The sequence below is a fragment of the Gordonia sp. SCSIO 19800 genome (assembly GCF_018132775.1).
Taxonomy (GTDB): domain Bacteria; phylum Actinomycetota; class Actinomycetes; order Mycobacteriales; family Mycobacteriaceae; genus Gordonia; species Gordonia hongkongensis.
Map to the genome: position 1 here is coordinate 18832 of NZ_JAGRQM010000020.1, position 19876 is coordinate 38707.

Genomic DNA, 19876 nt, shown 5'->3' on the forward strand with positions numbered 1-19876 from the left:
GGTGCGGGGATGGCGTCGGGAGACGAACGAGGGATGGTCGATCGGCGGCCTCCCCACGGCGCGAGAGAGGCACGTCGAATGCAGTTGGTACAACGGTCCAAACGCGTGGTGGAAGCCAGGCTGAACAACTCCGCGGTCCGCGCGATCAGCGGGTCGATGGTCGCCTACGAGGGACAGGTCACCTTCAAATCGGCGGGCTTCGGCGGCGGCGACGGCGTGCTCGCGGGCCTGAAGCAGCGGGCCACCGGGGAGGCGCTGTCGCTCATGGAGGCCTCGGGCAACGGCATCGTGTACTTCGCGCACAACGCCGCCGAGACGACCGTCATCGAGCTCAACAACGAGACCCTGCAGGTGGAGTCCGAGCAGCTGATGGTGCTCAACGGCAACCTGCAGACCAACGTCACCTTCGCCGGTCTGCGCGGAGCGTCGTCGGGTCAGGGTCTGTTCACCACGACGGTGAGCGGCCACGGACAGATCGCACTGTTGTCCAACGGCGGCCCGCTCATCCACCTCGAGGTGTCACCGCAGTATCCGCTCGTGGTCGACCCGGACGCGTTCGTCTGCGCCCGCGGCCAGTTGAGTCAGTCCTTCGTCACCGATGTCTCCTGGCGGTCGGCGCTGGGACAGGGTGGCGGAGAGGCGTTCTCGTTGCGCTGGGATGGCAGCGGCGTCGTGTCGATCCAGCCGGCCGAGCGGTGAGGGTGAGGTAGCGAGAATGTTCACCAAGGTCAACAGCAAGGTCGTCTCCGTCGACATCGGCCGTACCGGGCCGGTCGTCGCGCGACGCGGGGCGATGCTCTTCTACAAGGGCAACGTGCACTTCCAGCCCCACCAGATCGCGGGAGCCGGCGGTATGGGCGGCGGGATGCCGGGACTGGGCGGCATGGGCGGGATGGCCGGCCGGATGCTCGCCGGCGAGCACGAGTCGACGATGATCGCGCAGGGGCACGGCGAGGTGCACTACGGCTTCCTCGGCATCGAGGTGCACGTCGTGGATCTCGCAGCGGTCGGCGGCACGATCCGGGTCGAGGCGTCGCGGCTGCTCGCCTACGCGGCCAACCTGCAGGCCTCCGTCGTCTCGGTCGCCTCACAGGGCGGTGGTGGCGGCGGTGGTGGCGGCCTCTTCGGTGCATTGCGGTCCGCTGCCGCCGGAGCCGTCACCGGTCAGGGCATGTTCACGACGCAGCTGTCGGGTCCGGGTTCGGCGGTGCTGCTCGGGCACGGTGGGGTCTTCGAGCTCGAGGTGTCCCCGGCCAAGCCGCCGGTGACCGTCGACCCGCAGGCGTTCGTCGGGTCGGCCGGTCAGGTCAACACCAGCCTGCGGTCGGCGATGAGCTGGCGCAACGTGGGTCGAACCGGCGGTGAGGCAATGCAATTGGAGTGCTCCGGACAGGGCATCGTGTACGTGCAGGCATCGGAGGAGAAGCTATGAGTCAACTCAACACCGTGTGGAGTCCGATGAATTTGCCGTCGGACGACAACGTGCCGGACAACAACTACTCCTTCTGCATCGACCTCAACCAGCCGTGGTTCATGTCCAAGGGCGCGATGATCGCCTACTACGGTCAGATGCAGTTCACCGCACTGACCCAGGGTCTGCAGGGAAACATGCTGCAGATGGTGGCGCAGCAGTTCTCCGCCCCGCTGTACCTCGGTGACTACGTCGTCGCCGAGGGCCACGGCAAGCTGATCATCGGCGACCGCGGATACGACATCAACGCTTACGACCTCGAAGACGGCAACCTCACCATCCGGGCAGCCAATCTTCTTGCCTTCCAGCCGAACCTGTCGCTCAACCAGTCGATCGTGCCGGGGTTCCTGACGCTCATCGGCACCGGTAAGTTCCTCGCGTCGTCGAACGGCCCGGTGATGTTCGTCGAACCGCCCGTGCGCGTCGATCCCGAAGCGCTTGTCGGATGGTCGGATTGCCCGTCGCCCAGTCACCACTACGACGAGGCGTGGGTCAACGGTTTCATCGCGGCCGCGGGCCGGCGGATGGGGTTGAACTCGGGCGAGGAGCGCCAGTTCGACTTCACCGGCGCGGGAACGGTTCTCGTGCAATCGAGCGAGAAGGTGCGCGACGACTCGTCGGTCCTGCGCACCATCCAGGGTCATCTCCCGGGCATGTCGGTGCCGAGCCTGCACCAGATCAACCAGCAGATCACCCAGCAACTCGGGCAGCAGCAGGGCTGAGTCGGGCTCTCGAAACCACTGCGCCGCAGGACCTTCGGGTCCTGCGGCGCAGTTGTTCTCTCCGCTCCCTGAGGAGCGAGCTTGCGGGCGTCACGAAGGGTCTTCGCAACGTCGGTCGCCGGACCCTTCGTGACGCGCCCTCCGCAAGCTCCGGACGCTCCTCAGGGAGCAGGGCTGACGCGCCCTCCGCAAGCTCCGGACGCTCCTCAGGGGGCGAAGGGTCAGATGTTGACCTTCTCCTCTTCGCCCTTCGCCGCGAGGCGGTTGCGTCGGACGATGCTGGAGATCAGTGCGGCGATGATCAGCGCGACGCCGATCAGGCCGGTGATGATCTCGGGGACGTGGGTGCCGATGGAGTACAGCAGGATGAACGCCAGCGCGCCGATCGCCCAGTGCGCTCCGTGCTCGAGGTACACATACTCCGACAGCGTGCCCTTGCGCACCAGGTAGACGGTGAGCGAACGGACGAACATCGCACCGATGAGGCCGAGGCCGAGGGCGATGATGATCGGATCCGCCGTGATGGCGAACGCGCCGATGACGCCGTCGAACGAGAACGACGCATCGAGGACCTCGAGGTAGAGGAACAGGAAGAAGCCGGCCTTGCCTGTCGCCTTGGCCAGGTCCGACGGGCCCGACTTCCCGCTGTTCTTCTCGACTGCCGCTTTCTCCGCGGCGTCGGTGCCGGGCTCGGCCGCTTCGTCATCTTCCGCGGTCTCGACGTTGAAGTACTCGCCGAGGCCGTTGACCAGGATGTAGGTGATCATGCCGAGTGAGCCGGCGATCATGACCGTCGACCGCTCGTCGGGTGCGGCGATGTAGGTCGCGGTGAGGACGAGAAGCGTCATGGCGATGACGACCTCGAGCATCTCCAGCTTGCCGATCTTCTCGAGCGGCCGCTCGATCCAGGTCAGCCAGGTGAGCTCCTTCTGCTCGAAGACGAAGCCGAGGAACAGCATCAGCAGGAACATGCCGCCGAAGGCCGCGATCTGCGGGTGGGCGTCGGTGATGATCGTCTCGTAGCTGGGATCGCCGTTGGGGAAGTACGCCGCATCGTTGGGCGGCGGGTTCAGTGCGAGGTCGAGCGCCTCAACCGGGTTGAGACCCGACGCGAGCCACACGATGACCAGCGGGAACACCAGTCGCATACCGAAGACGGCAATCAGGATGCCGATGGTGAGGAAGATCTTCTGCCAGAACTCGCTCATCCGGCGGAGGATCGTGGCATTGATGACCGCGTTGTCGAAGGAGAGCGAGATCTCGAAGACGCCGAGGATGGCGGTCAGGATCAGCGCTTCGACGCCGCCATAGAGGAAAGCGATGATCAGCGACACGATCGTCACGACGACCGAGAGGCCGAAAATTCTTACTACCACTGGTTTGTGGCCTTTCTAGGGTGCGTGGAAACCAGCCGACCGCATTGTCGGAGAGGAGTGGTGACGCGCGGATGCCGCACCCGTTCGACAACGGGTGCGGCATCCACAAGCACGTTCAGGCGGACAGCCGGAGTCTACGAGAGACTCAGACGTTCACACCGAAGTCGCGGGCGATGCCCGCGAGACCCGAGGCGTAGCCCTGGCCGACCGCGCGGAACTTCCACTCCGACCCATGACGGTACAGCTCACCGAAAACCATCGCGGTCTCGGTGGAGGCATCCTCGCTGAGGTCGTAGCGGGCGATCTCGGCGCCGCCGGCCTGGTTGACGACGCGGATGAACGCGTTGCGGACCTGGCCGAACGACTGCGACCGTGCGTCCGCGTCGTAGATCGAGACGGGGAAGACGATGGAGTCGACGTTCGGCGGAACGCCCGCGAGGTCGACCTTGATGACCTCGTCGTCGCCCTCGCCCTCACCGGTCAGGTTGTCGCCGGTGTGCTCGATCGAGCCGTCGGGCGAACGCAGGTTGTTGAAGAAGATGAAGTGCTGGTCGGAGAGGACTTTCTTGTCCGCGCCGAGCGCGATGGCGCTGGCGTCGAGGTCGAAGTCGGTACCGGTCGTGCTTCGGATGTCCCAGCCGAGGCCGACGGAGACCGCAGTCAGGCCCGGAGCCTCCTTGCTCAGCGAAACGTTTCCGCCCTTGCTCAGGCTCACGCCCATGGTTTGCGCCTTTCTGTTGGTACGGGGTCTCGTGATGTCCGATGTGCCCGATACGGGCCACTCGGAGCAATCGACAACACTCTATGTGAACGGTTTGACCCGGTCACTGGTTCGGATGGATGACCTGCGGGTTCGCCCTCGGCGATCCGGACACTGCCGGTGCGGGGCGGTGATGGTCAACCCATCCGGGAGATCAACTCGACCAGTCGCCCGACGGCATCACCGGCAGTGGTCGCCCGCTGGTGACGTGCGGCGCTGTCGGATCCGTTGCCGGTCTGTACCCATTCCGGTGTTCCTCCGACGCTCTGCGCGACGCGCAATGCGTATCGGGCGTGGGGGGACGCGACGCGGACCTCCTCGGGCTTGTCCCGATCGACGCGCAGCGTGACGACCTTGCCCTCCGGGGTCAACACGACCTCGTCGATGGTGTCGGAGGCGGCACGCAGAACCACGCGATTGAGACCGATGGGCCACCCCGGGAGTTCGATCGGTACTCGCGCGGTCTCGGGCACAGTCTCGGTTCGGCCCAGGAAACCCTTGCGCTCGACCTGTCGGGTCACCTCCTTGTGCCCGACCACCGGAAGCGGCCGACGCTGGGCGCGCAATCGCGCGGCTGCGTCGGCGGCTGCGCCGGTGAGGTCGCTCAGTCGCGGCTCGGATGTGGAGGTCATGTCAGTTCGCTCCCCGTGCTTCGTCGATGATGTACTTCGCGATATGCCATTCGGCGCGCTCCTGACCGCACACCCAGTCGTTGTAGGCGTAGACGCCGAGCTCGCCGAAGTACGTGGGCCACGCGAAAGCCCAATCGGGAAGCCAACCGCTGCGGGACGTGATGGCATCCGTGATGTCAGTTGCGACGATCTCGAGTTCGCAGTTGTTGCGCCGTCCGAAGTCTTTGATATGGCCGTTGAACACGTTGGCGAGCTTGATGAACACGTCCTGACCGGAGACGTCGACATCGGCGACCATCGCCCCGATCCGGCGGATCGACTCGAGATGATCGAATCGCTGCGGAATGGCATCGACATGTTGGAGTTCGATGTCGCCGGTGGTCCAGTCACGATCTCCGGGGGTGTCCACGGTGTCGATGGTCTCGACGAAGTCGAGCACGTGCGTCCAGCCGATCTCGGACAGGTCGGCCATACCGCCTCGTGCCGCCCATTCCTGGATCTTCAGCTTCATGATGTTGACCCGAAGCACTTCGAGCGTGAGTGCGGAGGGATCCCACCAGTGAAGGCGCAGGATCGCAGCAGCTACCTGTTTCCACTCCGAGTCGACTACTCGACCCTCATACTCCAACCCCGCGTTCACGCTCGCGCGCAGACCGTCTGAGTAGGACTGCATCTGTGCCACAAACCCGTTGTCGAGGTATTCAGGCGCAGACTCCGGGAGGTGAAAACCGACGGGGCGGCGAGCTGTGACGGGGGCAGCCGCTGCATTCCGGGATTGGCTGTGCACACCCGCCAGTGCCCAGAGGTCGGCACCGCAAGACACACACTGGGCCAGCACGCTGCGATCCGCCGTTGCGCCACACGTGCAGGTGACCTGATCGTTGGCGTGTACGCGAGGAGTGGGCGTTGGCACGGGAGCCGCGTCCTGTCGGTCCGGAGCAGGTCGTGACACACGATCGCGCCGTCGATAGTTGATCGGCTGGCTCGACGATGCCTCGGTTACGGGATCGGCCGGACTGTCCGCAACTGGATCCGCAGTGGCCGGCCTGGCGCGAGATCCCCGGCCCGGATGTTCATAGTTGATCCGGCCCGGATGGGTGTAATCGATGGGCATCAGTCGCCGACCTCGTTCTGTGAGTGGGTTTGTGGCGTGTCGAGACCCTGCGAGTACTCGAAGGCCGGATGGGGGCGCCGGATGCTCGGAGTCACCGCAACCAGACCGTCCAGGTCTCACCTGAGCGTTTGACCCTGGTGACCGTCAGCTCCGGCGGGATCGTCGCCAGCTCGAACATCGCCCGTGCCAACGGATTCACGAGCATGGCCTCGAGGACGTTGGCGACACCACGGCCCCCGAAGTCGAGATTCAATGTCGCGCCCTGGCGCAGAGTCTGCAATGCATCCTCGGCGACTGTCAGCCGCGCGCCGGTGGTTTCGCGAACGCGGTTACCGATGTTCGTCACGAACAGGTCGACCAGGTCGTCGCCGACCGTCTCCGACACAAAGTCGAATACGACGATGTTCTCACCGATTCGGTTCAGCAGCTCCGGGCGACCCAGCTCTCGGGTGAAGTGCTCGGCTACGGCCTCGCGGATGGTCGACTCCACCTCGCGGTAACCGGCACCTCGGGCGATCCGCGGCGTTCGGTGTCCGTCGGCCCCGGTGGTGTAGACACCGAGATTGGATGTGAAGACGATCAGTGCTTCGGAGAAATACACCGTGGAACCGTTTCCGTCGGTGAGGCGGCCGTCTTCGAGAATCTGTAGAAACTTGTCGAAGATTCGCGGGTGGGCCTTCTCCACCTCGTCGAAGAGGATGAGTCGGAACGGTTGCTGTCGGACCGCGTTCGTCAGCTCGCCACCCGCGTTGTGGCCCACGTAGCCCGGTGGGGCCCCGATCAGCCTGGCTTCGGCACCCTCGGCCGAGAACTCGCTCATGTCAAACCGAAGGAATGCATCTTTCCGGCCGAAAACTAACTCGGCCAATGACTTCGCCAGTTCAGTCTTGCCGACGCCCGTCGGTCCGGCGAAGAACAGGACACCCTGGGGGCGCCCGCCGGAACTGGCTGTCTGCGCGCCGGTGAGGCCCATCGTCGACCGGATGAGGATGTCGACCGTCTTGCGGATCGCAGCGGGCTGGCCGAGCACGCTCTTGTTCAGACGGGTTGCGGCGTCGCGGATCTTCGCCTTGAGTGCCGGGTCATGCCACGGGTTGTCGGGGATGCCCACGCGGAAGGTGCGCACCGCGTCGTCGATATTCGGGGCCGGGATTCCGCGGTCGATCGCGAGACGGTTGATCTCGGTGATCGAGCGGAGTGTCATGCCACCGGTGAGCCCGGCGTAGTGGTCGATGAGCTTGGCAGTTTCGGGGTCGGGATCCTGATCGAGGGGCATGGGTGTCGCGCCCGGAAGCGAATTGACCAACGGCTTGATCAGATGTCGTCGGTCTCCCAGGGACGGTAACGGAATCGAGATCACCCGAACCAGGTCACTACCGACGATCCAGTGGGGGAGGTCGGACTCCCGATCGATCATCCAGAAGATGGTGTTGTAGAGAGGCGATCGGTGGGGGCCCTCCACACGCCGACGGGGCGCTGTCAGGAGAACGCGCTCGGCGGTCACCAGGAGCTCGTGGAGCTCGCCACCGAAAGACTCCGAGTCGGCCCGCAGGCGGGAAGCGCCCTCGATGATGAGGCAACACGGAGACTCCGACATCGCAACCATTCGGACTATCCGGCGCAGTTGACCTGTCAACGACGCTTCCGGCCCTGCACTCGACTCGGCTGCGCGTATCAACTCAGAGCCGACCTGCTGGTGCTCCGCCAGAATCCCCAGCCCCTCAGCCGGGTTGAACGAGAGAAGTGTCAGATGTCCGGCCTCGTGCAGCGCGCGTACGAGTGCTGACGTCGGGTCAACCGTGACGAAGCGAGGCCCGGTAGGCCGCGGATTCGGAACGAGCACGAGGTCTCGTAGGTTGCCGGTCAACACCACTTGCGGATTGGCCGGTAGTGCGACGTCGACCTCGCGAAGCCAAGTGGGCAGTGGTGAATCCGCGTACGTCAAGATCGAAGACCTCCGTGCTCAGTCCAGAGAGGTGAGACCGGAGAAGTTTGCCACAGGTCGGGGTCGATCGCTGTCCTATGAACATGTGAACGTGTGCGCCGCCAAGAGTAGCCCCTGTGTGGGACACACGTCCCAGACGGATGTCCGGCAACGTCGGCCTCGGGAATCCGGCGTCCGGACAGGCCGACAACCGCGCTCGTGCCGGATGTCTGCGTCGCAGATGCCGCACTGATGCAATGGAATTCGTACAAAATGATGACAGAGCGCGCTGACCCCGGCTGTTAGCTTCGATGTTCTGAGAATCTCTCGGACTCGTCTCTAACCCATGAGTACGCGGAAGCGTCATGTGTGATGACCAGGCGAGTACATCTCCTAGGAGCGTGTCTGCTGATGGTTGAAGTCGACTACTACGAACTGCTCGGCGTCACCCGCACTGCGAGTGAGGCCGAGATCGAGCAGGCCTCGAAACGGGCGACCCGGCAGTGGACCAAACGCGCATCCTCGCCGAACATCGACGTGCGGCACGAGGCCGAGACGAAGATGAAGCGGCTACGTGAGTCCCGCGAAGTTCTTCTCGGCGGCGCGGACAAGCGCGCGGCGTACGATCGCGCGCTGGCGCAGGGTGTGGCGCCGGCGTCCGCACCGTCACGCCAGCCTGTAGGAGCGGGCGGCCAGGTCGACTGGGTTGCAACGGCCCGAGAGGCTCTGGCGAACAACGACTATCATTCCGCTGCTTACGCGGCGAAAGAGGCGACCACTGTGCTAGCCGGAAACGCCGAGTCCTGGAGCCTTCGGTCTCGTGCGAACCTCGGACTGGGCAGAGTGCAGGACGCCCTATTCGAGGCGCGGCACGCCACTGAGATCGAGATGAACAACGCCGAGTATCACTTCAATCTCGGCAACGTCCATGAGCAGCTCCGGGATTGGGTGGCAGCGCTGAAGGAGTATCAAGTGGCCACTCAACTCGATTCGCAGAACTTCGTCTATCCCCTCGCACAAGGCTCGGTGCTTCAGCAGAACGGGCTCCTCGACGAGGCCATCGACATGTACCGCCGAGTCTTCGCCCAGCACCAGACTGTCGATCCGGTGCGCTACTACCTCGGAATCGCCTTGCTGGAGAAAGCTGAGACAGTTCCGAAGCTGAAGGGAAACGGCCGTTACGCGGTGACCGCGGAGGAGGAGATCGCTCCGATGGTCGCACTCGCGTCCGAGGCGCAGCAGCTCTCTCGGGACCCGGAAATTCAGCAGGAGGCGGCGCGGATTCTCGAATACCTGCACAAGCAGAACGAGATGACGTGGTGCCTACCGACAACAGTGTCCGACGCTCCGTTCATGTGGCTGGGTGGTGTCGTGGGAGCGTTCCTGCTCGGGGTGGTGCTGATGGGCGTCTCCTCCGGCATCGGGGTACTGCTCATTCTCGCGTCACTGGCGGCTGTCGGACTGATCGTGTGGCAGTCCTACGTTCCGGGCTGGAAGAAGTCCAAGCGTAAGAACTCTCTCGCGCTGATGATTGGGCACCTGCAATGAGCAAGGTCATCGGAATCGATCTGGGTACAACGAATTCAGCGGTTGCGGTGCTGGCTGACGACGGCATCCCGACGATCATCCACAACCGCGAAGGCGACAACACGACTCCGTCCGCGGTCTTGTTCGACGACGGTGACGTCACCGTCGGAAAGCAGGCCAAGAACGCAGAGACGTCGATGCCCGGCAACGTCGTCCGCTACGTCAAACGTCACATGGGAAGCCCCGACTACAAGTTCATCCCTGACGGCGACTCGACCGAATACGGACCCGAGTTGATCTCGTCGTTCATCCTCAGATTCTTGGTCGACGATGCATCGGCCTATCTCGGCGAGAAGGTCGACGAGGTGGTCATCACCGTGCCGGCCTATTTCGGTGATGCCGAGCGAACCGCAACACGCCAGGCCGGAGAGATCGCAGGACTGAACGTTCTGCAGGTGATCAACGAACCCACCGCTGCAGCTCTGAGTTTCGGTCTCAAGGGCGGCTACAACGGAAGGGTCCTCGTCTATGACCTCGGCGGTGGCACCTTCGATGTGACGCTGATGGACATCTCGCACAACAACTTCACGGTCCTGGCGTCGGCAGGCGATCGCAACCTGGGCGGCTTCGACTTCGACAACGAGCTCATCAGGTTGACCGAAGCGAAGTATCGGGATCTCGGAGGCGAGCTGGATCCCGACGATGACAAACAACAGGCGCTCATCCGCGAGCAAGCCGAGGCGGCAAAGCACAGGTTGTCCACCAGCGACAAAGCGAAGATCCGGATCGGGACCGAGTCCATCACGATCATGCGTGAAGAATTCGATCGGGTCGTCGGCGACCTGGTGACCCGGACCCGCTACATCCTCGAGGATGTGATGGATCAATGCGGACTGTCCTACTCCGACGTCGACAAACTGTTGCTGGTCGGCGGATCCACCCGGATGAAGATCGTGGAGCGGTCGGTCAAGGAGTGGACCGGACTCGAGCCCGACAAGAGCGTTCATCCCGATGAGGCCGTCGCGCTGGGAGCGGCCATCGTTGCAGAGCTCCGCAACGCGGTAGAGACAGGTGAACCACCAGCGGTGCAGGCGTCCGTGTCCGACGTGGTCGCGCAGGGACTCGGCGTCGCGGTTCTGGCCGACGACGGATCGAAGATGCTGAACAGCCTTGTCGTCGTGCCGAACACGAGGGTGCCCAATCGGGTTGAAGCCAGCTCCTTCTCGACGGTGGGGGCGACGCGCCAGATCAACTTCCGGATCACCGAGGGTGACGAGAACGGAGCCGAACTCCAGTACGTGAAAGTGATCGGAGAGTCGCTACTCGCTCTCGACTATGACTTGCCTGCCAAGGCGCCGCTTCGGGTCGTGTTCGTCATCGGAGAGAACCAGACTGTCGAGGCGGAGCTCCATGACGCGGTGAGCGGTCGGCTGATCGGCCAGATGAACGTACAGCGAACGGCCAACCTCGATGCCATGGAAGTCCAGTCCCTCCGTAAACAAAGTCGAGAGATCGTGGTGCAGTGAGCTCCGCGGACAGCACCGGATGGGCCGCTGATCCGGTACGTGACCCGGCGCCTGCCGGTCCCGCCCGCACCGACGTCGGCGAGTTCACCGAGTGCGATCCGGTGTACCCGGATGTGGATGGGACCGATCGAGCCGCCTCGCGCGAGGGTGCGCCGACGGGAGAGGTGTCGGGTCGGCCGGCGGCAGCATGGTCCTCGGTCTCGAACACAGTGGATTTCAGCGAATTGCACCTTCGGTTCGACCGGATGGAGAGTGCCATGGCGACTGCCTCCGGGGTCGTCGAGCGCAACTATGAGCAGTCGCTGATCGCCCTCCGAGATCGTGCCGCGGCCGCCGAGGTCGGGATGACGCAGACGTTGCTCCGTCCCATCGCGCGGCAGCTGGCGGCCTTGATCGATCGGGTCGAACTCGAGCAGGGACGTCGGCAGGTCGACCCATGGGCCCTGAGCGCCAGCGTGGTCGACGAATTGCACGACATTCTCGAGGACTTCGGCATCGAGACGATCGAGTGCCCACCGGGATCAGAGGTCGACAAGGCCAGACACCGAGTGGTCACGAGTCGAAGCCCGCGCGGGAGCTCGGACGACACACTGCGGATCGTCGAGCGGGTACGGCACGGGTACGAACTGTCGGGGTATGTGATCAGGCCGGCGGAGGTCGCGGCCGAATGGACACCGGAATGGGGTGACCCGACCTACCCTGGGTGACCACGCCGCCCGTCGGGTTGCGTGCATGTTGGCGCCTCCGAGGGACCGGTGCACCATGACAGAGCGCCCCGTCCGACAAGCCAGTCGGACGGGGCGCTCTGTTGTATCCGGCCGACTCGTCAGAGACAGCAACCTACAGAAGAAGCGGCATCCAGCAGGGTGGGGAAACGGCTCCTCGGTCACAACGACCAGGAGGAACCATGTATCAACTACCGACATCCACGCAACGGACTGCTGCGGCGGCAGGCCTCGACCACGCCATCGATGTCGCAGACCGCGTCGTCCGCCGGGTTCCGGCATACCGAGCCCATCTCCGGGCACACAGTTGCGATCCGCAGCGGATCATGACGAGAGACGATTTCGCTGCGCTGCCGATCACGACCAAGATCGACTACCTGGCTCCCCACGAGCTGGATGAACTGATGTGGGACGGTGACATCTCACGGGCACAGACATGGTCGGCGACATCTGGTTCGACCGGATCGCCGACATACTTCCCTCGCGACTCCCGGGCCGCTCGTGATGCTGCCGACTACTACGGGCGGATCTTCGAGGAGTGCTTCGATATCGGAGGGCACACGACCCTGGTTGTGGTCTGCTTCGCGATGGGGACCTGGATCGGCGGCACGTACAGCTATCAGGCCGCTCTCGGACTACACGAAGACGATCGTCGAATCACCGTGGCAACACCGGGAATCGATGTCGCGGCGGCGGTTGCGAGTCTGGTCGAACTGGGTCCACGCCACGAGAAGGTGATACTCGCGGGTTACCCCCCCCTGGTGAAAGACGTGCTCGACATGTTGCCCGCCGACGCACTCACCCAGGACCTGCACCTCCTGCTGGCCGGTGAAGGCATCACCGAGCGATGGCGCGACCACGTACTGGAACGCTTCGGTCGGCTTCACCGCCCGGAGCGGGTATGCCTGATGTACGGGACAGCTGAGGCAGGCGTGATGGGTCACGAGACACCGACGACCGTGACCGTCCGCCGGGCGGCATTCACTTCTGACAAATTGCGGCGGGAACTGTTCGGTCGCAACGCGACACCGTTGACCACGTTCGTCGAGGTCGACCCGATGCGCCGTTACACCGAGGTAGACGAGGACGGGTACCTCTTGTTCACGATCGACAGTGCCCTGCCCCTGGTGCGTTACCGGATCAATGACCAGGGTCGCGTCCTCACCGGCCTAGAACTCCAAGAGGTGCTGAAGATGAGTGGATTCGACGATCTGTCCACGATCGTCGATCCCGAAGGGTGCTTCGTGGTCCTGACCGGTCGGCCGGATGTGGCCACATCCTTCTATTCGTCGTCCATCTTCCCTGCGCAGCTGGCCTCGGCGTTCGACGCCGCGTCGGTCGCACGGTCGGTCACCGGGCGGTTCTGCGCGGACGGAAGTCCGGGGGACGATCACTGCCCGGTATTGCGCATCGACGTCGAGCTTTCGGCCGGAGCAACCACGCCGGAACCAGGTCTGGCCGAGAGACTGCGAAGTCTGTGTCTGGCAGCCCTACTGGACAACAACGACGAGTTCCGAACGCTGCGCAGTTCACACGGGGAGGAGCGGACCACTCCGGTGGTCAACGTGCACCCCTACGGAACCGGGCCCTTCCGACCCGGTGCAAAGCACACCTACACCTTGCGGGGTCGGCGATGATCGAGATCTTGGACCCACGGCTCGATTGCCGACGTCTGGAGGAGATCCGACGCGCCGGTACTCGTGTCGTCGATGCCTGGGCACACGCTTTCGACGAGTACTGCGCAATGGTGCGCCTCGATACGGAGCTGGAGCCGCTGGCGCACTGCGAACTCGAACGCCGGAGCCGTTATGTCTTCTATCCGTGGCGGGACGTGCTGGTCCGCCTGCCCGACGACGAGATCTTCCACCGAATCCGCACGTCCCGGAATCGGTTCCTCATCACCGACGAGGAGCAGGCGAGGTGGTCTGGCGCGACGATCGCAGTCGCCGGGTTGAGTGTGGGTGCGTCCCTGCTACACACATGCGCGCTGACGGGGGCTCGCAGCTTTCGCATCGGCGACCCAGATGTGCTCGGACCGTCGAATCTCAACCGGTTGAACGGGTCGGTGTGCGATCTCGGCGTGGCGAAAACGACTCTCGCGCAGAGGCGGTTACTCGAACTGGACCCATATACGACAGTCGAGACATTCGACCGAGGTGTCGGCCCCGATGACCTACAGCGCTTTCTGACGCCCCCCGGTGGCCCAGGTGCAGACGTTGTCCTCGAGGAGGTCGACGATCTGGCGATGAAGGTGGCGATTCGGCGCGCCGCGAGGGCGGCGGCGGTTCCGCTGATCATGGTCACCGACGATGGTGACGACGTCATCGTCGACGTGGAACGCTACGACCTGGAGCCCGACTATCCCGAGTTCCACGGGATGGCGGGCGATCTGGGGTCGTTGAGCGCCGACGAACTCTCCGACCCCGCCAACAAGATTCGCCTTGCCGGCGCGATCGTCGGACCCGACGTGTCACCTCGGGTGCACGATGCTCTCGGCGAGGTCGGCCGCTCGATCCCGTCATGGCCGCAGTTGGGCAGCGCAGCGACTCTTGCCGGCGCGGTCGGTGCCACCGTTGCTCGACGGATCGTCTGTGGGGGCCGGGTGCCTTCGGGACGGAGACACGTCCGCGCGGGTGATCTGGTGTGTTTATGAGATTCCTACTCCCGCCACCTACCGTGGCGCGAGGACATCAGCGTGGCCATGGCGCCGACACCAGCTCACGATGTAGCGCGCGTGCAGACCGCACCACCGGAAGACAGACGCCTGTGTTAGCGGCAGGCGTTCGTCGTGTTCGTTGCGGGCACGCATCATGGGACCTACGTAGTTGGACGCGACCTTGCTCGCGGTGTTGGCGGACACGCGCGCCACCTCCGCCAGGGTCGCGACGTCGGCCGCGTTGCCGGCGGCGATCGCCCCGGCCATGCGCGCCGCAGTGGTTCCGCGGCGTCCGTTGAACATCTCGAACAGGGATGGGCGCGAGCCCGACTCAGGCCGACTGGTGATCCGCTGGCCGTAGGCGACAGTCCGTAAGGACTCCACGAAGGTGTGCAGACCTGCGGACTTGGCCACCACACCGGAGACATCGGCACGTCGTCGTGCCTCGGCGAGATGGTCCTCCTCCATCGAGTGGCCTTGCGTGGCCAGCAGGACGGGCGCGAGACGATCCGACGTGCGCAGCCCCTCGATGACGTCGAGGCCGTCGAAAGTCCACTCGAGTTCGGCGTGGTTGAAGATGAGGTCTGCGCTGACGACATCGAAACGCACGCGTGCCGCGATCGCGTTGCGAAACTCATCGCGATCCCGGGCGACTGTCACCAAGGAGCCCTCGAACGTTGCCTTGAGCGGGTCTGCCACCACGTGCCCGAGTGGCGAGGCGATGAGGATGCGGAGTCCGGTCGTCACCCGCGTCATCTTGCCGTACTGGTCCGATTCATGCGCGATTCCACCTCCGCGTCGCTCTTCGGGGGCGGAATCCGTCCGAACCCAGCACGAAAATGTCGTCACTGTGGCTGATCGCTCGGCGGGATCACCTCACTCTTGACGGGTACCCGATATCCCGCCGACGCCCGCCGTACCCCTTCCCGAGGAGTGTTCATGACCACCGACATCAGCCACGATCTCGACGTCCCCATGCGCGAACTCACTGTGCGGCAGCCGATGGCGGTGATCGCCGAGCACGACCTGGGTGATGTCGCACTGATGGCACTCCTCGAGGACTTCGGTCATCGGGTGAGCATCATCGATGTCGATGCGGAGGCCGACATGCTGCCACCTTGCCCGGTCGCCGCCGTGATCGTCCGCAGTGAACGACGATTGGCGCGGCTGAGCGAGTTGGGCTGGTTCCGCGACTCGAGAATCATCGGAATCGGGGTTCGACCGGACCCGTCTACCGGTGTCGGGCTCCCCGATTCGGCGTTCTCGGCCGGTGTCCTCCGGCAGGTACTCGAGAAGATCGCCCCGTCCCGCACGCGTCGCCGAGTTCGACTCAGCGACCGGGAGTGTGAAGTCGTGTTGACCTATGTGCTCGGTGCGACGGTTCGGCAGACGGCGGCGCAGCACTACATCGCCGAGAGCACCGTCCGCACACACCTGCGCCGCGTCACCGAACGCTATGTCGAGGCCGGACACCAGGTGTCGAACAAGTCGCAGTTGCTCATCGAGTTGATGGCCGATGGCTGGATTGATCGCAACCAACTGCTCCGTCGCTGAGTGCCGGCGGGGATATCCGCCGCGTGGCGCAGGTGGCGCTGCCCAGAGTTGTTCGGGGCCTGCCGCGTCTGCGACATCAAGGAGCCGCCCGCCAGCACGAGCCGTGGACGGGGCATAGTCGGCCGGTGCTGAGGCAAGCAACGCAGGTGAGGCGTCCGGCAATGCTGTAACCGCCCGCCTGCCCCCGGCATGTAGGACAAACGTCCAGCAGTCGCGCGCATCGCTCGCACGCAGTCACCTCGGCCCTCTCTGTAATGTCGATGCCTGCGACGGTAGTCCGCGGATGGACGAAGTGGTCTCCTCCAAAACGATGAAGTTGCGGGTGCCTCGCCGGGAATGCGAACGCGTGGCGGGTAATCCGTACACTTACCGCAGACATCGACGAAGGAGCGCCGGAGTGAGCCGACTTGCGCCACCCGATATTTCCGGAGACCCCGGGCCTGGTGCCGACTTCCTGCCTGTGGTTCCGCCGGAAGGTATCGACCGAGTGGGATACATGTCGCAGTACCGGCGGGCGATACGGTCGCCGATTTCCGACATGCACACCCTGACAGGAGAATTGCACGGCTGGTGCGGCGCGCTCGGACGTAAGGCGTGGTTCGGTGAGCGATACTGCGCCACCAGCGCACTGATGGCGCGAAGTCGTCAAGTGCGAATCGCCGACGCCGAGACGATCGCGAACTTTGGGGAGGCGTGCCACGACGCTGTCGCGCCACTGAGTCGATACACCGCCGGATGGTTCACCAGCTTGGCTGACGTCACCCCGGTCGGGTTGCGTAAACCCATCGGCGTCGCGGTTCGTGAAGCGCGCCGCGCCGCGGCACGCAGTGTGCGCCGGAGCCTGGCCGCGACGCCGGCCGTTCACGAATCCTTCGCCACGGTGCGCGACTTCGCGCTCGGACCCGGCAAGCGAACCGATGCCGACGAGGTCATCGCATTGGACACGTTCGCCACTGCGATCGCGAAACTGGTCCACAGAGGATTCACCGGTGACCATGTACTGACCGACGCCGATCGTGCCGACCTCGCCGATCTGGGCGATCGAGTGATGACCGAATTCGGCGCGGTTCCTGACGAACCACTCTCGGACCGGCGCCGGGACGAGCTGCGCGGGGTCGCGGTGGAGTTCTTGAACCGGGTCATCGCGGAGCGCTTCGGGAACAGGGCGTTCGACCCGGATCACCTGGCCGAAGCGTACGAACGTGTGGTGACGACTTACGTGAATCGACTGCATGCGGGAAAGGCATTGGAGGGCACCGAGTTCTACCTACTCGTGCGTCTCGACGCGGTCCGGATCGATGAATGGCGGCGCGGCACGATTCGGCGCCGCCGCCAGACACACCTGGTGACCGGTGACGACCAGGGGAGCGCCCGCGCCGACGATCGGCTGGAGGACACGACCGCACCGTCAGACTCAGGTCCGGACGACCTTCTACGTGTCGCTGCGACGCTGATAGGCCAGGATCGCGCCAGTCGTGTCGACGGTGAGTTGTGTTGGGAGGCACGAACAGCGATGGCCCTGCTGACCGCAGGCCTCGATCTGGATGGGTCCCAGCAGGTTCTTCGGGAGACGATCTCGGGCCGTTGGCAAGCAGAACAGCCAGGTGACTCACGCAGCCAAGCGTCGTCGGCCGCCGAAATGACAGTGTTGTTGATGATGCAGACCGCTGTCACGCGAGCTCGTCGCGTCTTCGACGCACACCTCCGCCCGGAGGAGGCATCGTGAGTGGGACGGTGAGACACAGGCCGGACGGGAGCATGGAATGGCGAGCCGAGCACCCCGAAGCCATCCTGCCGATCACGGTGACCATCGGCGGTGTGGCCATCACCGTCGACGCCTTGCTGCCCGAAAGGCCGGTGGAGCTCACGGCGGAATCCGGCGAATCCCTGCGCCGGTTGACGAACGGCTTCGCCCTTCCGTCTTCTTTCGAAGAGCTGCTCGGTGCAAGCGACTCCGAGGCCGTGCCGGATCCGATCCTCGGCGACGAACTCGTCCGGCTCCTGACCGTGGCAGCTGTCGATGTCGTTCATCTCGGCGAGCTCGACGATGGGGTGTTGCTGCTCGACGCAGCCCATTCCCGGGCGCTCGTCGGAGATCCGATGACCGATTGGTACTACGCTCTTGCGGCATCGGTCCCGGGCCGTCTCGTCGACGAGATCGAATCGACGGATCAACTCGGCCCGATGGTCGACAGGTTGGCCGAGGTGATCGCAGCGGCGCCGACGGATTCCATGCCCGAAGATGAGCGCCGCGAGGCGCTGTCGCTGCTCAGCGCGCGCATTGATCGAGCTGATGCCGTATGGGACGTGTTTCAGGTGACGAGCGCCGGCGCCGAACTCGCCCTGGCATCCGAACTCGGTTCCATCTCCACAGTGACGATGGAGGTCGCCGACCTCGCATCGTTGCCTGCCCGCCTGCTGCGTTTCGACGGCCCGGAGGAGCCGGAGATCGAGGTGCACGAGAACGCGGACGGGTCGATCGAGATCTCGGCCGCGATTCGGTCGAGCGTCGACGCGGAATCAGTCACCGCCGAGGGGATATTCGCCGTCGCAGCCGACCGTTCCTCCGGAGAGATACTGGCGTTCGCACAGGCTGTCGCGGTGGACGGCCGGGTCGTCGCACGCATTGACGATCCGGATGGTTTTGTCGAGGGCGCACGATGTGCGTTTTTGGGGGCCGATGCCGACCTTTCGGCACTGCGACTCGATCCATTCGGCATGTCCGTCGCCCGGGTCGACCGTCACTGCCGCTACGCCTGGACTCGGTATCGGGCGGCTGGCGCCATCCGCGCCGGCCTGGGGGTGGTGGACGACGAGAGCCGGATAGCGGCCGCGGCGCAGATGGCGGATGCAGAACAAGTTGGTGCCGCCGAGGCGATCGATCAGGCCCGAATGCTCTTGCGACAGATGACGCGACGGTGGGGTGACACTGATCGGTCCGCGCTCGTGGCGTCCTATCGCGACATCCTGGTCTCTCTCGCAGCCAGATTCTCCGAACCACCGCCCAGCGATGGCGCGGCAGGCCCGACGCTCGCCGAACTGCACATGATCGGGCGGAGGTGAACCCGGCACCCGCGTCGGAGTTGCTGATCCGAGCTGTCGACGCGGACAGCACGTACGTGTCGTTCCGCTGGTTGGACAACCCGGACCATCCGATCGTGCATGCGATACCCGCATCCACCATGCGTCGCTTGCTGGCCCGGCTCGACTCCGCACTCATCACCACTGACGCCGACACCGAGATCGACCATCCCACTGGAGATGCCGAGGGCGATGCGGTCCGAAAGGCGTTGTCCGGTCAATTCACTCGGTACTGGAGCGAGTACACACTGAGTGAAGCGTTCGCGCGGGCCATCGTGCCTGCACAGATAATGACCGAGATAGGCGATCGGGCTAGGCACGGTCGGATCTCGATCCGCGTCACGCCGAGCAGGTCTCTGGCGAGGGTGCCGCTGGAGCTGCTCGTCATCGATGATGACCAGCGGCTGATCGAGCTCGCCGACGTCGTGTACGAACCGCCCGCGGCACTCCATCTGGGGCGGGCCCGGACCCCGGAGCCCTGGACAGGAGCGGTTCCGCAACGCCCGGTTCTGTATTTGGTGGATCCGAGGTTGCCGGCCGGATCTGGACTGAGGCAGGTGCTCGCCACCTCATCGTCGCGCGGCCTCGCGACAACAGGAGGCTCAACCAACGAGGGCCTCTTTCGAGACCGAATCGTTCGGCATCCGACGACCGATCTGTCGGGCATCGGGCGGGCCGTGAGCAGATGGGATCTGAGTGAAGAACTCAACGAATCGCGACCGAGTCGGCTGTTCTATTTCGGACATGTGAGTTCTACGGTTGACCAGCCCGGGTCTGCGGCCATCCACATGTACGACGACGAGCAGGT

At 64.5% G+C, this 19876-nt stretch carries 17 protein-coding genes; 11 read left to right on the forward strand and 6 right to left on the reverse strand.

Annotated features, from left to right (window positions below; genetic code table 11):
• The first annotated feature begins 78 nt into the window (after positions 1–78).
• From KB201_RS19280 to KB201_RS19290, 3 genes are read left to right on the forward strand one after another with little or no spacing between them, the layout of a single operon-like run.
• Positions 79–699 (forward strand): AIM24 family protein, encoded by a 621-nt coding sequence (locus KB201_RS19280; RefSeq protein WP_033204169.1) that lies wholly within the window; start codon positions 79–81, stop codon positions 697–699.
• 16 nt (positions 700–715) lie between these two features.
• Positions 716–1432 carry an AIM24 family protein gene (locus KB201_RS19285; RefSeq protein ID WP_065629494.1) on the forward strand — a complete coding sequence of 239 codons (717 nt, stop codon included), beginning with the start codon at positions 716–718 and terminating at the stop codon, positions 1430–1432.
• Entirely contained in the window at positions 1429–2193 is a 765-nt protein-coding gene (locus tag KB201_RS19290; RefSeq protein ID WP_058252893.1) for an AIM24 family protein, read from the forward strand. Before KB201_RS19285 ends, KB201_RS19290 begins: the two co-directional genes overlap by 4 nt.
• 221 nt (positions 2194–2414) lie before the next feature.
• Here the strand turns inward: KB201_RS19290 and KB201_RS19295 are convergent, their stop codons facing one another.
• From KB201_RS19295 to KB201_RS19315, 5 genes are all read right to left on the reverse strand, one after another.
• A complete protein-coding gene (locus tag KB201_RS19295) occupies positions 2415–3569 on the reverse strand; it encodes a DUF475 domain-containing protein (protein ID WP_068972305.1) in 1155 nt (384 codons plus the stop codon).
• A gap of 145 nt (positions 3570–3714) precedes the next feature.
• A complete protein-coding gene (locus KB201_RS19300) occupies positions 3715–4290 on the reverse strand; it encodes a TerD family protein (protein WP_058252891.1) in 576 nt (191 codons plus the stop codon).
• 176 nt (positions 4291–4466) lie between these two features.
• Positions 4467–4961 carry a hypothetical protein gene (locus KB201_RS19305; protein WP_078112511.1) on the reverse strand — a complete coding sequence of 165 codons (495 nt, stop codon included), beginning with the start codon at positions 4959–4961 and terminating at the stop codon, positions 4467–4469.
• Position 4962: 1 nt separating this feature from the next.
• The gene (locus KB201_RS19310) at positions 4963–5634 is read right to left on the reverse strand and encodes a hypothetical protein (protein WP_078112620.1); all 672 of its coding nucleotides are present in this window, start codon (positions 5632–5634) and stop codon (positions 4963–4965) included.
• Between the two features lie 532 nt (positions 5635–6166).
• Entirely contained in the window at positions 6167–7672 is a 1506-nt protein-coding gene (locus KB201_RS19315) for an AAA family ATPase (protein WP_249146056.1), read from the reverse strand.
• A 738-nt stretch (positions 7673–8410) separates the two neighbouring features.
• Here KB201_RS19315 and KB201_RS19320 point away from each other — a divergent pair.
• The 5 genes from KB201_RS19320 (at position 8411) to KB201_RS19340 (ending at position 14430) form a co-directional block, all read left to right on the forward strand.
• Entirely contained in the window at positions 8411–9547 is a 1137-nt protein-coding gene (locus tag KB201_RS19320) for a tetratricopeptide repeat protein (RefSeq protein ID WP_137810165.1), read from the forward strand.
• Positions 9544–11052: an Hsp70 family protein gene (locus tag KB201_RS19325; protein ID WP_137810164.1), complete on the forward strand. Its 1509-nt coding sequence runs from the start codon at positions 9544–9546 to the stop codon at positions 11050–11052. Before KB201_RS19320 ends, KB201_RS19325 begins: the two co-directional genes overlap by 4 nt.
• The gene (gene grpE, locus KB201_RS25210; protein WP_307848088.1) at positions 11049–11759 is read left to right on the forward strand and encodes a nucleotide exchange factor GrpE; all 711 of its coding nucleotides are present in this window, start codon (positions 11049–11051) and stop codon (positions 11757–11759) included. Before KB201_RS19325 ends, grpE begins: the two co-directional genes overlap by 4 nt.
• A 344-nt stretch (positions 11760–12103) precedes the next feature.
• Positions 12104–13414 carry a hypothetical protein gene (locus KB201_RS19335; RefSeq protein ID WP_240199001.1) on the forward strand — a complete coding sequence of 437 codons (1311 nt, stop codon included), beginning with the start codon at positions 12104–12106 and terminating at the stop codon, positions 13412–13414.
• Positions 13411–14430 (forward strand): ThiF family adenylyltransferase, encoded by a 1020-nt coding sequence (locus tag KB201_RS19340; protein WP_078112516.1) that lies wholly within the window; start codon positions 13411–13413, stop codon positions 14428–14430. The genes KB201_RS19335 and KB201_RS19340 overlap by 4 nt, the downstream gene beginning before the upstream one ends.
• Before the next feature lie 18 nt (positions 14431–14448).
• On the opposite strand, the gene KB201_RS19345 is transcribed toward KB201_RS19340, so the two are convergent.
• Positions 14449–15180: a response regulator gene (locus tag KB201_RS19345; RefSeq protein WP_249356286.1), complete on the reverse strand. Its 732-nt coding sequence runs from the start codon at positions 15178–15180 to the stop codon at positions 14449–14451.
• A 192-nt stretch (positions 15181–15372) separates the two neighbouring features.
• Here KB201_RS19345 and KB201_RS19350 point away from each other — a divergent pair, with 192 nt between their 5' ends.
• From KB201_RS19350 to KB201_RS19360, 3 genes are all read left to right on the forward strand, one after another.
• A complete protein-coding gene (locus tag KB201_RS19350) occupies positions 15373–15987 on the forward strand; it encodes a LuxR C-terminal-related transcriptional regulator (RefSeq protein WP_078112622.1) in 615 nt (204 codons plus the stop codon).
• 538 nt (positions 15988–16525) lie between these two features.
• Complete coding sequence (locus KB201_RS19355; protein ID WP_137810162.1) at positions 16526–17713, forward strand: hypothetical protein; 1188 nt, start codon at positions 16526–16528, stop codon at positions 17711–17713.
• A 32-nt stretch (positions 17714–17745) separates the two neighbouring features.
• The gene (locus tag KB201_RS19360) at positions 17746–19050 is read left to right on the forward strand and encodes a hypothetical protein (RefSeq protein WP_205333618.1); all 1305 of its coding nucleotides are present in this window, start codon (positions 17746–17748) and stop codon (positions 19048–19050) included.
• Positions 19051–19876: the final 826 nt, after the last annotated feature.

Excerpts from the sequence above, each read along its gene's own strand:
- KB201_RS19280 (WP_033204169.1), top strand. The coding sequence starts at position 79 with ATGCAGTTGGTACAACGGTCCAAACGCGTGGTGGAAGCCAGGCTGAAC.
- KB201_RS19285 (WP_065629494.1), top strand. The coding sequence starts at position 716 with ATGTTCACCAAGGTCAACAGCAAGGTCGTCTCCGTCGACATCGGCCGT.
- KB201_RS19290 (WP_058252893.1), top strand. The coding sequence starts at position 1,429 with ATGAGTCAACTCAACACCGTGTGGAGTCCGATGAATTTGCCGTCGGAC.
- KB201_RS19300 (WP_058252891.1), bottom strand. The coding sequence starts at position 4,290 with ATGGGCGTGAGCCTGAGCAAGGGCGGAAACGTTTCGCTGAGCAAGGAG.
- KB201_RS19305 (WP_078112511.1), bottom strand. The coding sequence starts at position 4,961 with ATGACCTCCACATCCGAGCCGCGACTGAGCGACCTCACCGGCGCAGCC.
- KB201_RS19310 (WP_078112620.1), bottom strand. The coding sequence starts at position 5,634 with ATGCAGTCCTACTCAGACGGTCTGCGCGCGAGCGTGAACGCGGGGTTG.
- KB201_RS19315 (WP_249146056.1), bottom strand. The coding sequence starts at position 7,672 with ATGTCGGAGTCTCCGTGTTGCCTCATCATCGAGGGCGCTTCCCGCCTG.
- KB201_RS19320 (WP_137810165.1), top strand. The coding sequence starts at position 8,411 with ATGGTTGAAGTCGACTACTACGAACTGCTCGGCGTCACCCGCACTGCG.
- KB201_RS19325 (WP_137810164.1), top strand. The coding sequence starts at position 9,544 with ATGAGCAAGGTCATCGGAATCGATCTGGGTACAACGAATTCAGCGGTT.
- KB201_RS19335 (WP_240199001.1), top strand. The coding sequence starts at position 12,104 with ATGACGAGAGACGATTTCGCTGCGCTGCCGATCACGACCAAGATCGAC.
- KB201_RS19340 (WP_078112516.1), top strand. The coding sequence starts at position 13,411 with ATGATCGAGATCTTGGACCCACGGCTCGATTGCCGACGTCTGGAGGAG.
- KB201_RS19350 (WP_078112622.1), top strand. The coding sequence starts at position 15,373 with ATGACCACCGACATCAGCCACGATCTCGACGTCCCCATGCGCGAACTC.
- KB201_RS19355 (WP_137810162.1), top strand. The coding sequence starts at position 16,526 with ATGCACACCCTGACAGGAGAATTGCACGGCTGGTGCGGCGCGCTCGGA.
- KB201_RS19360 (WP_205333618.1), top strand. The coding sequence starts at position 17,746 with ATGGAATGGCGAGCCGAGCACCCCGAAGCCATCCTGCCGATCACGGTG.